8 protein-coding genes and 5 tRNA genes are annotated in these 13,718 nt (G+C 34.3%); 10 read left to right on the plus strand and 3 right to left on the minus strand.

The window, feature by feature from the left end:
- The first annotated feature begins 45 nt into the window (after window positions 1-45).
- From H6622_03995 to H6622_04025, 7 genes are all read left to right on the plus strand, one after another.
- On the plus strand, window positions 46-1,800 hold the full coding sequence (locus tag H6622_03995; protein ID MCB9060667.1) for a proline--tRNA ligase: 1,755 nt from the start codon (window positions 46-48) through the stop codon (window positions 1,798-1,800).
- Window positions 1,790-2,542, plus strand: a complete 753-nt coding sequence (locus H6622_04000; GenBank protein ID MCB9060668.1) for an RNA methyltransferase — start codon at window positions 1,790-1,792, stop codon at window positions 2,540-2,542. Before H6622_03995 ends, H6622_04000 begins: the two co-directional genes overlap by 11 nt.
- A gap of 72 nt (window positions 2,543-2,614) precedes the next feature.
- Window positions 2,615-2,690: transfer RNA gene (locus tag H6622_04005), tRNA-Thr, on the plus strand.
- A 40-nt stretch (window positions 2,691-2,730) separates the two neighbouring features.
- Window positions 2,731-2,816 (plus strand) — tRNA-Tyr (locus H6622_04010).
- Window positions 2,817-2,828: 12 nt separating this feature from the next.
- A tRNA-Gly gene (locus tag H6622_04015) sits at window positions 2,829-2,904 on the plus strand.
- A gap of 95 nt (window positions 2,905-2,999) precedes the next feature.
- On the plus strand, window positions 3,000-3,887 hold the full coding sequence (locus tag H6622_04020) for a hypothetical protein (protein ID MCB9060669.1): 888 nt from the start codon (window positions 3,000-3,002) through the stop codon (window positions 3,885-3,887).
- Entirely contained in the window at window positions 3,884-4,966 is a 1,083-nt protein-coding gene (locus H6622_04025) for a glycosyltransferase (protein ID MCB9060670.1), read from the plus strand. The genes H6622_04020 and H6622_04025 overlap by 4 nt, the downstream gene beginning before the upstream one ends.
- Here the strand turns inward: H6622_04025 and H6622_04030 are convergent.
- Together H6622_04030 and H6622_04035 are read right to left on the minus strand one after the other, a co-directional pair.
- A complete protein-coding gene (locus H6622_04030) occupies window positions 4,963-5,784 on the minus strand; it encodes a glycosyltransferase family 2 protein (protein MCB9060671.1) in 822 nt (273 codons plus the stop codon). The two genes, H6622_04025 and H6622_04030, sit on opposite strands and share 4 nt — an antisense overlap.
- A gap of 16 nt (window positions 5,785-5,800) precedes the next feature.
- Window positions 5,801-5,875, minus strand: a tRNA-Thr gene (locus H6622_04035).
- Window positions 5,876-6,172: 297 nt separating this feature from the next.
- Between H6622_04035 and tuf the strand changes: the two genes are divergently transcribed.
- The 3 genes from tuf (at window position 6,173) to H6622_04050 (ending at window position 8,208) form a co-directional block, all read left to right on the plus strand.
- On the plus strand, window positions 6,173-7,363 hold the full coding sequence (tuf, locus tag H6622_04040; GenBank protein MCB9060672.1) for an elongation factor Tu: 1,191 nt from the start codon (window positions 6,173-6,175) through the stop codon (window positions 7,361-7,363).
- An 86-nt stretch (window positions 7,364-7,449) separates the two neighbouring features.
- On the plus strand, window positions 7,450-8,082 hold the full coding sequence (locus H6622_04045) for a hypothetical protein (protein ID MCB9060673.1): 633 nt from the start codon (window positions 7,450-7,452) through the stop codon (window positions 8,080-8,082).
- Between the two features lie 50 nt (window positions 8,083-8,132).
- Window positions 8,133-8,208 (plus strand) — tRNA-Trp (locus H6622_04050).
- An 808-nt stretch (window positions 8,209-9,016) separates the two neighbouring features.
- Here the strand turns inward: H6622_04050 and H6622_04055 are convergent.
- Window positions 9,017-13,714 (minus strand): hypothetical protein, encoded by a 4,698-nt coding sequence (locus H6622_04055; GenBank protein MCB9060674.1) that lies wholly within the window; start codon window positions 13,712-13,714, stop codon window positions 9,017-9,019.
- Between the last annotated feature and the right edge of the window lie 4 nt (window positions 13,715-13,718).

A 13,718-nucleotide genomic window follows, 5' to 3' on the forward strand; every position in this document is an offset into this window, starting at 1 on the left:
CAAGTTGATGTAGCAACTGAAGGTCTTTCTATTTAAGGTGTGATTATGAAATTATCGACTGGTTTTTGGCAAACTTATAAGGAATCTCCAGCTGACGCTGAAATAGTATCTCACAAATTGATGATGAGGGCCGGACTATTACATAAAACTGCTGCCGGTATTTATACCTATCTGCCTATGATGGTAAGGATTTTAAGAAAAATTGAAAATATAATTCGAAATGAGCATGATAAAAATAATTGTTTTGAAATTACAATGAGTGTTGTAACTCCTGCTGAATTATGGAAAGAATCCGGTCGTTGGGAATCCTTTGGTCCTCAGATTTTAAAAGCAAAAGATAGGGCCGAAAGAGACCTTTGCCTTTCTCCTACTAATGAAGAGTCAGTGGTTGATGTTTTTAGAAAAAACATCAAATCATACAAACAACTCCCACTGAATTTATATCAAATAAATACCAAGTTTCGTGATGAAATTCGTCCACGTTTTGGTGTCATGAGAGGTCGTGAATTTACGATGAAGGATGCCTACTCTTTTCACATAGATAAGAAATGCTTAGATACAGAGTATGATAAAATGTACTCAATATATGAGAATATTTGTAGACGAATGGGACTAGAATTCATAGCTGTTGAAGCTGATGCAGGTGCAATGGCCCAAGGGGAGGCCAAAACTCACGAATTTCAAGTGCTGGCCAATTCTGGAGAAGATAAAGTCATTAAATGCAATAACTGCACTTACTCGGCCAATGTGGAAAGAGCAAAAACAACAGCGTCATTAACAAAGAGAACTGTAACCAAAAATGAATTAATTATTGTTGATACACCTGAGAAGCAAACAATATCTGAAGTTTGTGAATTTCTAAAAATTCAAGAGGAAGGTTCTCTTAAGTCTCTTATTTATAAAGGTATTTCAGGTGAAACAGAGGACTTCTATCTTTGTCTTCTTTTAGGCAATGATTCTATGAATGAGGTTAAGTTTAAAAATATATCTGGTCACGAAATTGTAACTCCTGCAACAGATAATGAACTTTTAAAATTAGGACTATTAAAAGGGTTTATTGGCCCGGTTGGTTCTTTAGACAAAAATCTAAAAGTGATTGTAGATTCATCTGTAGATTTAAGTCTTGATTATGTTGTTGGAGCTAATCAAAAAGATAAACATTTCAAAAATTTTATTTTTTCCAGAGATTGCAAATTAGAGTTTACTCACAATGATCTTCGGGAGTCAAAAGAAGGTGATGATTGCTTAGTTTGTAAAAAAAGTAAAAGTATCAAGGAAATTAGAGGAATAGAAGTTGGTCATATTTTTCAGCTTGGAGATAAATATACGAAGTCTATGAACGTGACTGTATTAGACCAAAATGGTAAGGCCGTGAATCCAATCATGGGGTGTTATGGAATCGGAGTTTCAAGAATGGCCGCAGCTGCGATTGAACAGCATCACGATGACAAGGGAATAATTTGGCCAATAAGCATAGCTCCATATGAAATCTATTTTGCTTCCATATGTAAATCTGAAGAATATGTAGATTTATCTAATGAAATATTTGTAGAGCTGAGAGAAAAAGGTTTTGAAGTATTATACGATGATAGAAATGCTGGCGCAGGTTTTAAATTTAAGGATGCCGAACTTATTGGTTGTCCTTTTATTCTAGTTTTTGGAGAGAGAGATTTTAAAGAAAGTGGAGTTTTAGAAATCAGAACAAGAAAAACAGGGGACTCTATCAAAGTAAGTAAAAACGAAATTTTCTCAAAATTGGAAAAAATGATTATGGAAGAAAGGAAAAAATTTGAGCTCTGACATTGTATATGGTTTGCATTCAATTGTTGAGGCCTTACAGAATAAAAATCGAGAGGGCCATGTTCTTTACGTTACAAAAGAGTCTTTAGAAGAAATTAAAAAAAATCTTAAAAAAAATTTTTTAGATGAAGCACAAGTCATTATTCGAGACAGTGCTAAAGTTCAAGAAATGGCAGAAAAAATCTGTAAGGAATTAAATTTTAAATACCAAAGGGCCCCAGGGAATATGTTTCTAAAAACATCGCTTCTTGAAATTTCTGGGCCAGAAAAAATATTCAAGGCCATTGAAGAAAAAAAGACGATTAAAATCATTTGTCTTGATCAAGTGACAGATGCACACAATGCAGCGGCCATCATTAGAAGTGCTGCTTTCTACGGTGTAAATTATATTGTCTTTGCTCAAAAAGGAAACTTTGGACAAGGTCCTACTTTGAATCGCATTTCTTCTGGAGCAATGGAGCATATTCAATTAGTTCGTTGTTCCTCTTTAACTAAGTTTGTTCAAAAAGTTTCAAGTCTTGGAGTCTATTGTGTTGGACTTTCAGAGCATGCAGATGCCCAATTAAATGCTCCCAAAGATGAGAGTGTATGTCTTGTTCTTGGAGCAGAAGATGTAGGAATTTCACATGCTGTGAAGAGAATTATTCCTCATTGGATGTCACTTAAGCCATGCGGCAAAATAAAATCTCTCAATGTTTCAGTTGCTTCCGCAGTGGCCATGGATAGAATATTTACTTCTTAATTTTCTCCACAAAAAAGACTTGCCAGTCTTTGTTGAAATCCTTATAAAGAGTATCCAACACGTTAGAACAATGCTGGCTTAGCTCAGTTGGTAGAGCATCGGTTTTGTAAACCGACGGTCGTAGGTTCGAATCCTATAGCCAGCTCCAGTTTCTGATGATGTAATCGTTACGAAAGTGATGAGAAGATGGCGAGATTGCCGAGCGGCCAAAGGCAACAGACTGTAAATCTGTCGGTGTATACCTTCGATGGTTCGAATCCATCTCTCGCCACCATTCAAGACTTTTGCGGGTGTAACTCAGTTGGTAGAGTGCCAGCCTTCCAAGCTGGATGTCGCGCGTTCGAACCGCGTCGCCCGCTCCATTTTTTTTATTCATTCAACTTCCCTAAGAACCTGTTTTTCAATCTATACTCTTTGTCGTAAAATCCCTCTTGGTGTGTTTTCTAAGGATATAAAGTTGAAAAAAGTGTCAGGTTTTACTTTTATAAAAAATGGTCTATCTCTTGGATACCCAATACTTGAGAGCATTCAAAGTATTACCCCCTTATGTGATGAAATTATTATCAATATTGGCTTTGATGATCCCGACTTATGTAAGGATGATGGAACACAAGAGTATCTGAAAGATAACCTTAAAGGTGAAAAATATAAATTCTTAAAGTCATGGTGGGACCCTTCTAAAAGTTCCAGAGGTTTAATTTTATCAGAACAAACAAATATTGCTCTTGAAAAGTGTAGTGGAGAAGTCTGTCAATATATCCAGGGTGATGAAGTTATACATGAAGAAGATCTTCCAAAAATTGAAAATGGTATAAGGGATCTTTTTGATAGAAAAGAATTACAAGCACTCGTTTTTAATTACCTTCACTTTTTCGGAAATGTTGATATCTATAAATATACTCGTTCAATCTATAGACGAGAAGTTAGAACGATCAAAAATGGAATCGGTCTAAAGAGCTTTCTCGATGCCCAAGGCTTTCGTTTTGAAGATGAAACAAAGCCATTGGCCAAACTAATTGATGCCCGAATTTTTCATTATGGCTGGGCCAGAAAAGAAAGTGTCATGGCAAAAAAAATTGAAAAAATGGATAAACTATATCATGGCGAGAATTTCGAACAAAAAAGTACCTTCGAATATAAAAAAGTATTTGGACTTAAAAAGTTTTGTGAAACACATCCTCTAATAATGTCTAATTGGATTGAAGATCATCGGAACGAGTTGAATTTAGATACATTGCAATCTGATTTTAAATTAAAACACATTAATCTCTTTTTTTCAGATCTTTTCGAAAACTTAACTGGTTACAGATTTGGAGAATTTAAAAATTATAGGTTGATAAAATGACCAAAAAAAATGTGGCCTTCTTTAACCAATATTCCTTATGGGGAGGTGGTGAGAAGTGGCATTTTGAAATGGCATTGTATTTGAAAAATAAAGGACATCAAGTATTTATATTCACTCCAATTACTGGTGAATTGGGCAAAAGATCATCACAAAAAGGACTTACAGTTATTGATGTTAACATAGCAAAACTTACATATTTAAATATTTTCTTTCTTTTTAAACTATATATGCAAATCAAAAAACTCAATTTGAATTCGATTGTTTTTAACTCTTTTTTAGATGTGAGAGTTGCAGCTTTTGTAAGTAAATTGGCCTGTGTAAAAAATGTAATCTTAAGATGTGGAATGCCGATTGCTCCCAAACAAAACTGGGCCTATAAACTAGCATTCAAAAAAGGACTCACAAGACTTGTCCCCATTACCTACGCCATCCGGGAGGAATTTCAAAAAAATGCTCCCCAACTGATTAAAGAAATTCCTTCTGACAAAATCATTTATAATGCAATAGATTTAAATAAGTTTTCACCAATTGAAAATCACAATGAAATATTTACGATTGGAAACGCTGTGAGATTAACAGATCAAAAGGGCCTAGATTTGCTTTTAAAATCATTGAAGATTTTAAAAGATAAAGGAATAAAATTTAAGGCCAAAATAGCGGGAACAGGAGAGTTAGAAAAAGATCTTAAGCAATTATCAAATGATTTAGGCCTTACTGAACAAGTTTCTTTTTTAGGCTTTATAGAGGATATACCAAGCTTTATGAGAAGTATTGATCTTTTGGCCTTTAGCTCAAGATACGAGGGAGCAGCTCGTACAATTTTGGAAGCAATGGCATGTAATGTGCCAGTAGTAGCTTTTAATACATCTTCAATGTCCGAAATGATTGAATCAAACAAGACCGGACTACTCGTGAAAGCTTTTGATCAAATTGAATATGCACATCGTCTACAGCAAATGATTAATGATAAGTTTCTCAGAGATCAAATTGTAAAAAATGCAAGACAATATGTATTGCAAAATTTTGATCAGTCTATAGTTTATAAAAAGTGGGTAGGGATTATTTTTGAAAATGATTAACCTAAGTATTTTTGTTCAAATTTATTTGTAGAACCTTGTTTAAAATGTTCTTGGTTGAAAAGGTATAATTTAACAAGTGATCGTGAAAAGGCCGACATTAGTGCCATATTGATTCCCATTTTTCCCATTCTCCACGATTTGAACCACATTTGAAAAAAAGTACCTACAAAGTTAATGAGCACAAGTGCTGCATTTGATTGTTTGTTCCTTTTAAGTTTTTCCTGTGCTACGAAAATTGTAAATCTTGGTAATTTTTGTAGCCATTCATCCATTCCATATTCTTGATCATGAAGAATTCTAAGTGAAAAAGGAAAATCGGTCATATGAGGATCACCTTCTTCAAGAATTTTACCATCCACAATATGTCTATGATGAGCTCCTCCTGTATAAGTGATCATGTCCCTTCGAAAGAGTCTTTCTTGATAATTTGATCTTCCATGGCCAGAAGTTATTTCAATGCCTTCAAAAAATTCTGAACGTACACATCGATACATAATAATGTTGGGATCATTTTTCTTAACAGCAGTAAATATTTCTTGGGCGAGTTCTGGCGTACAACATTCATCAGCATCAATCATGAAACACCACTCTTTTGAAGCATGCTTAATGGATACATTTCTCTGTTCAGTAAATCCTGGCCATGGATTTGTGATAAATTTAACATTTTGGTAGTTTTCACAAATTTCTTTAGAATTATCGGTTGAACCACCATCAACGATAATAATTTCTTCAAAGCGTTTTAAAGAATTCAAACACCTTTTAATTCTATGGGCCTCGTTTTGAGCAATGATTAAAACTGAAACAGGGATAATTTCCATATTTACCTGATGAGAATGGAGCTCACGACGGGATTTGAACCCGTGACCTCTTCCTTACCAAGGAAGTGCTCTACCCCTGAGCCACGTGAGCATAAAGTTAAGTTTTATTAATAATGGTATGTGATTGAAAAGACAAATATTTTCATTCGAGTTAAATATTGTTCAAAAGTGGCCATATTGAGTTATAAATTTTTATAAAAGGTATTTTCTTTAAATGAAAATAGGAGAGGATGATGCGCTGTTTCAGGTGGAGCGATGTGCTATTTTGCTCAATTTTTTACCTTTTTCTCTTGTCAGCAAACTTTTTATCTAAGATACTGTTGACGCTTTTTAAATAACATTTTATATGGACTCATATAGTTAGCCGTTCATTGAAGGAGACAGAGAGATGTCAAAAGAAAAATTTGATCGTAGTAAACCACACGTAAACATCGGTACAATTGGTCACGTTGACCATGGTAAAACAACTTTAACTGCAGCAATATCAAAAACACTTGCAGAGGCCTCAGGTAAGGTAGCTAAAAGATTTGATGAAATTGACTCTGCTCCTGAAGAAAAAGCTAGAGGTATTACGATTAATACTTCTCATATCGAGTATGAAACAGCAAATAGACATTATGCTCACGTAGATTGTCCAGGTCACGCTGACTATGTAAAAAATATGATTACTGGTGCTGCTCAAATGGATGGCGCTATTTTAGTTTGTTCTGCTGCTGACGGCCCAATGCCTCAAACAAGAGAGCACATTCTTCTTGCAAGACAAGTTGGTGTTCCAGCTATCGTTGTCTTTCTAAATAAAGTTGACCAAGTAGATGATGAAGAACTACTAGAACTTGTTGAAATGGAAATTAGAGAACTTCTTTCTTCTTATGATTTCCCAGGGGATGATATTCCTATCGTTGCAGGTTCAGCTCTAGCAGCACTAGAAGGAAGAGATGATGAGATTGGTAAAAACAAAGTTCTTGAACTTATGGCCGCAGTTGATGAATACATTCCAACTCCAAAAAGAGATGTTGAAAAAGACTTCCTTATGCCAGTTGAAGATGTATTTTCAATTTCTGGACGTGGTACAGTTGTAACAGGAAGAATTGAAAGAGGGATTGTTAAAGTTGGTGAAGAAGTTGAAATTATCGGTATCAGAGATCTTCAAAAGACAACTGTTACAGGTGTTGAAATGTTCAGAAAACTTCTTGATCAAGGTGAGGCCGGAGATAACGTTGGTCTTCTTCTTAGAGGTCTTAAGAGAGAAGATGTTGAAAGAGGTCAGTGTCTTATTAAACCAGGTACTGTAACTCCTCACGCTGAATTTTCTTGTGAAGTTTATATTCTTACAAAAGATGAAGGTGGACGTCATACTCCAATCTTCAAAGGATATAAGCCACAATTCTATTTCAGAACAACAGATGTTACTGGTGAAGTAACTCTCCCAGATGGAACAGAGATGATTATGCCAGGTGATAACACAAGCTTCAAAGTGAAGCTTATCACTAAGATAGCAATGGAAAAAGGTCTTCGTTTCGCTATCCGTGAAGGTGGTAGAACAATCGGTGCTGGAACAGTATCTGATATTCTTGACTAATTTATTGTTTTTTCTAGACATTAAAATATTTGGGGTAGCAAAAGCTACCCCTTTTTTTTAGTTTCATTCTGAAATAACATACCTATATGTGGTTCTATGTCCTCATTTTATTTATATCTTTTGCGGCCCATGCAAACACATTAGTTAAGAAGAATTTTTTAGATCAATTTTCTTCATCCTTGGGTTTGGTAAATATTAGTTTTGCTGAAAATCAGTCAACACTCACAAATGAAGATGCGACAACAACAACCGCAGCACAAGGTAATAATAGCAATATTGCTTTGAATGTTAATTATAACATTCCACTTAATCTTAATGGATCAGTTTTTTCACAAGCTACCGTTCCCGTTGTTACAAATGATGGTTCAGGACTTTTTACAGTTGGTGCTGGCTATAATTATTTTATTTCTTCCGTTTCAGGTAGAAGCAAAGTTATTGATCCAAATGTAAAACTTTCATTAACTCCAGATATTCGATACTATATTGGCGGCCAACTTAACCTAGGCTACTTAATTTATGTTTCTGAAACGGCCAGAAAGAGTGATGTGTTGATTGAATTAGGAATACAAGCTGGTATCATTTATAATTTTAAAAAGTCTCTGGCCATTAAGGCAGAAGCTATGATGGGACGAGGAATTGGAGTTTCAACGGCCACAACAAATACAAAATTCTTTGCAGGCATTTCTATTGACCTCGATAGGTATATGCTAATTTTTTAATCAAATTGACTTCTCACTGAATCAAGTATAACTTAAGCGTCTTAGAACTAGGGCGTATGGCTCCAATGGTAGAGCGGCTGATTCCAAATCAGTAGGTTGGGGGTTCGAGTCCCTCTGCGCCCGCCACTTTTCTACGAACCAAAACTTTTTCACATTTACGTAGTTTTATCAGATAACGAATGCTGAATAAATCAATTTCAACTGATTTAAATTCAAGTTTTTCTCCATTCTTATTATATGGAACAAGAACCATTTCCTTAATGCCGTAGTTCATAATGAAAAGATCAATTATATGAGCTTTTCTTGTAAAAATCTTTCTAAAAGTGAGTATATCATTCTGTGGAAAAGGTAATTCAAAAAGATTTCCATAGGAATCACTTGTAAGCAATCTTCTATTTTCCGTATCAATTAGATAGCTACTAATGTAGCTCTCGAATTGATACCAAGAATTATTTTCTTCAGTATAAAGTCGAAGACCATACTTATTGTTTATAGACATCAAATAGTTTGAAAAACGAAATATCTGTGTCGTTCCATTTGAATTTTTAGTTTTTCTCCACTTATTATTATTTTGATCATAATAATATACCTTACTTTTGTGAATTCTAAATGTCTTTATACCACTTAACTCTACAGAAGATGGGACTGATATACTATTCTGTTTCTGCGAAAAATCAGAGTTAGCAAATAGCTCAGAGGATGAGAAAACGAAAAAAACATATAGTATGAATACTTTCATAAATGGACCTTAATTTTGATGTATTGGTTTTTATATCATACCAAATGGTAATTTTAAGAAATAAGAATGTGATGGAGAAACTTTTATATATTTGATTCTAGTAGAATTATTGAATAAAAACTAAAAAATATTTTGTACCTGGGTAATATCAGTTTAATTTTATTTTATTATTTAAAAAATTTTATTTGTTATATATCAATATTTAACTTTGTGAAAACAACGAGCTCCTCCTCCCGTATATGGTTCATCGTGACCATTTTGAAAGACTTTCTCAAAATTAGGTAAACCCCAATATAACGACCATCTTGATGATGGGATATCTAAACGGCGAATTGAACTAAAGGATCCTCCTACCATTAGATAGCGATGATCTTCAAAATCATCTGATAACCCATCAAATACTTTTTTGGTAATATGAATATAATCCTGATAATCAATGATATCCATTTTTGATTTAAAATCATTAAGTAAATACGTTCCTGCAGGACATACGCTCGCCACATCTTTAAAGGAAAGACCTGTTAGAGGTGAGATACATGGTGTGCTGATATTTGTGTATTCATACCTACTTCCCCAGCTAGGTATAAAGTCCCAGTCTAAATCTAAAGAATCTGGATCTATTTGTTCAATTGAATAATTTGGTCGTTTGTAAGTATTGCTTAGATCGAAATTTTCAAAATTCCAACTTGGAAAATCTGGATCATCGTAATTCATATAGTTTGTTGTCCATTCCCAAGCATTGCCAAGCAAGTCTTGAATTCCGTATTTTGAAGTACATTCTCGTCCACTCCTATCTGTAACTATAAGTGATGGGCCATTAGTATTACAATCACCGGGTCTTTCAATATCAACAGATGCCAGCATAAAAATATTTCGATTAAGAAGGGTGTGATGAATATCATTTTGAACTATTGAAGGATAACTAATTTGTCTCGAATCACAATAGTTTATAGCGGTATCAACATCATCAAATAAATAGGGTATACCAGGAGCGTTTGAGAATTCTCCAGAAGAATACTTATTTTCAAACTTGTCTATAATGATATCAGACTCAATATCAAAGCGACTATTTGCTGAACCAATGCCATCTAGTGGACAGGAATTTCCTAAAAATCTAAATAACTCAACCGGTGTTTTTCCTAGTTCTTGCAAACATGTTCTAGTATTTACTGTTAATCTATGCATTAGTGCCATATTCTCAGTAGGCATTATAACCCTAATTTCTTGATCTCCCTCTTTGCTCTTTAAGGGAAATAGTCCATCGTTGTTGTTTATATTAAACACTCCTTCGACTCTGTACATATAAACTTCTCCGGCCTCCAATAAAGGGTAGTCCGGGTCTGATTCAGAAATTTCATTATCAGTATATTGAATGAATGGAATAATATTTTCAATTTCTGTAGGATCTACAAGGTCTGAATTTATTGGATGATCGGGATAAACTCCGTTGAATTTTCGTCTATAAACGTTGTAGCCTACAATATTTGTCTTGTCTGGGGCCTTAGTTGTTATTGGTTTCCACTTAATATTTACAAATTGATTAGAATTTATAGACTGTCCTTCTGCAAGTACTTCTCTCCATCCATTAAAAATGGCATCTGGAGCTTTTGAGTTTCCTATTAATACCGCTCGCTTTGTTTCGTATTCTGTATCTTCAGGATAACGTTTATAAGTAATATAAACGCACATCCCACTTAGTTTATTTATTAACCTAGGCGTGAATTTAACTTTAAATCCACATTTATCACCAAAGTTGAATTCAGAATTAGTTACACATGTGTTATCAAAGAATTCAAAATCATCAATTAATCCATCAATTCTTTCATAATCGGACCATTTCGATGACACAATTTGAGTATTCGTACAATCTCCAACTCCCCAAGACTCAACTGTTGGAATTGTGAGAAGAGTACCAGTTTTTGCACCATCTGCAGTAGCTTCAACTATAAATTCTTTTGTTACTTGTTCATTTAACTCAGGTTCACCAAAGTCAACAAACATCAATCCTCCCGTTCTATTTGGTAGGATATCAATTTTTGCCCATGGTATACCTGAACCCCAAATATATGAAAATCTATCATCACAATCTGAATTTCCGAGGCAATCTACCCAACTATATTTTTTATAACTTGATGTATTGAGATAATCTACTTCGACTCTCGCTATGTGAGGGCCATCTGTTGGTGGAGTAAAATTTACCTCTATTTCACAAAAGTCTCCATTAGGGCCAATGTCAATTTTTAAATACTGATCGTCTACAACTTCAAGAATGGTGCAACTTGCACTTGAGGTTCCTAACCTATTTCCAAATACGAATTCGTTATTTGGACTTCCATTTATTCTAAGATTAAGAACTTCTCCATATGAAGATGCCGTAACATGACCTTCATTTCGAATTTTCACTTTCTGAGTTTCTGCCTGAACACCTTTCGAAACAAGAGGAAATGCTGCTGCATAGTAGATTGGTGTCCCAGATGGTGTAATATGCACATCACCTTTTTCAATAGCAATACTTGGATTAAGGCCACCTGCATGGCCATTTAGATCAATAATCAGTTCTGTTAAAGGTTCGGCCTGTTCTTCTCCACTACCATGATATCTCATAACAAGCTGTGCATTTTTAGCAATAACAGTTTCGGGAACGACATAATGCATTTCTACTAGGATATCTGTTGTTATTAGGCCATTAATAGTCGGAGTTATGTTATCAATAACAAAAGAGTCTTTGTCTGGTCCAATAATTTCATAAGAAAAATCAGTTAGATTCCATAGGCCAACTCTATTAACAGTAAATGTCTCATTATAGTAATATGGCTCAAATCCTCTTGCTGAAGGTAAGCTAACTTCTTGAGCTTCAAATTCTACAGAACCATCGGGAAAAGACAAAATTGACGGATCTACTACTGCTCTATTAATAGAATATTCTAATATCTGATAATTATCATCATTCGCATCTAATCCATTGTTTGTTATAAAATCTATTCTCTGTTCATCATAGACACCAAACGGAGTGTCTTTAGTATTTTTCATAAAATCAACTTGAAATGTACAGTTTTCGTATCTCTGAAGTACTTTTCCTGTACAGTTATCTTTAGCAGAATCTATTGAGAAATAAGAATTTGGTGTTTTAATTGTATAGTTTGCTAAAACAGGAGATGCTCCAGAATTTTCGATCAATATTACAGATGAACGAATATGGTTCTTGTTTGGTAAAGAAGGAAGTACGTGTGACTCATTATCTAAAGGTTTGACATCAACTGAGATTACAGGAATTGGAACGTCTCGAGTTGGAATATCTATTGTATATGACTTTGTATCAGCTCCATTATTATATGTGACCTTGAGTTGATAATCCTGGTCCGTGTTATATGGGACTTCATTTTTAGGACTATATTTTAAATAAAGTATTCTATACATTGATGAAGCAAGTGCTTTTGGACAAGAATTGGATTCAAGGCAATCAAGCTTTAGGTACCCATTATTAGGGATGATTTCAAATGTCATATTTGATACTTCTATGCGTTCATTTGGAAATCTTCCATTGTAGATAAGTATCTCTTGCGTTTTAGTTGATGAGCCGATTGTAACAGTCATATCATCACGTGAAAAAGAAACGTTGTCAGTTACGTCTAATAGGGATTCATTGTTAAGCATTGGATTGGTGGTTTCTGTACCCTTATAAAAAATTAAATGACCTCTTTGTTGAGTCAACGTATTTAGTTTTAATGGTTCAGTTTCAACAGTTCTTTTTTGATCGTTGTAAGAAAAAATAATATCAACAAATTCTTCTTTTTTAGGGAACGTTGTTTCGATAGGATAATTTGGAGAAAAGCTAAATTTTTTTTGACAGCTTTCATTTACGAGCAATTCAGAATTACATGTATTGCTAATTTCGGAAACATAAGACTGTAATTCACTAAAAGTTTTTGCGGCCAACTCAGTTGCTTTGTTGTAACCTATATTTTCAAATGTTATAGTGAATTCTGGTCGACTTCCAACTACAGGATTATTGACTACTGCTTCAAGCTCTTTTTTATCAATACTAACTTTAATTTTAGCTGCCAATTCGCGGGCCTTTACTTTTAAATCTGTATCGATAGATTTTGTAAGTGTCGGATCGGTGTAAAAGACAGAAAATTTTCCATAAACTTCAAGTTCATTTCTAATAGGACTTGCAATAATATCAAGTAGACAAGTTTGTCCCCAGCCTAATACAGTTCCACAAGTACCGTTGGTTCCAGGATATTTCCCTCCATTAAAAGAAAATACTCCTTTGTCTGCAGAATTTTCTGTTGCAAAAGTAACCGAAAGATTTAAGGCATCCATGTCTCCAGAGTTTTTTAATTTAAATAAGTGATTACTTTTAGTTAAGGGCTCAACTTCTCCATAATCGTATGGGGCCGTAACCTCATCAATGACTTCTAGGTCTGCAGGGTATCCTGATCTTGCAGTTAGGTGAATTTCTCGAGTTAAAATTTCAGCAATACCATTATTGAAACTTAAAGTAATAATTTTATCATATTGACCAACTTCATTTCCTATAAAAATAAACTCTATCTCGCAACTTTCGTTTGAGGGGAGATCATTACCGCAATTCCCTTTTTCACCAGGATATTCTCCTGAGTCACCAGAGTATCTAAAAGGAGAGCTACCAAGATTAGTTTCAGAAACTTGAATATTTAAAGCAGGTAGTTTCCCTGGGTTTGTAAATCTTACCTTAAATTTATATGGTTTTGATAAACTATGAAAACCAATATCATACAGTCCATTATTTGGAGAGATAAGATCCGATTTCGTATTTGGTTCAAATACAACTTGTTTTGACATTGGGTCTGGCATATTACAGCCACTAAGAATCACAAGTGTAAGAAGAATATTTATGAATGTTTTCATTACT

The sequence above is a fragment of the Halobacteriovoraceae bacterium genome, assembly GCA_020635115.1.
Taxonomy (GTDB): domain Bacteria; phylum Bdellovibrionota; class Bacteriovoracia; order Bacteriovoracales; family Bacteriovoracaceae; genus JACKAK01.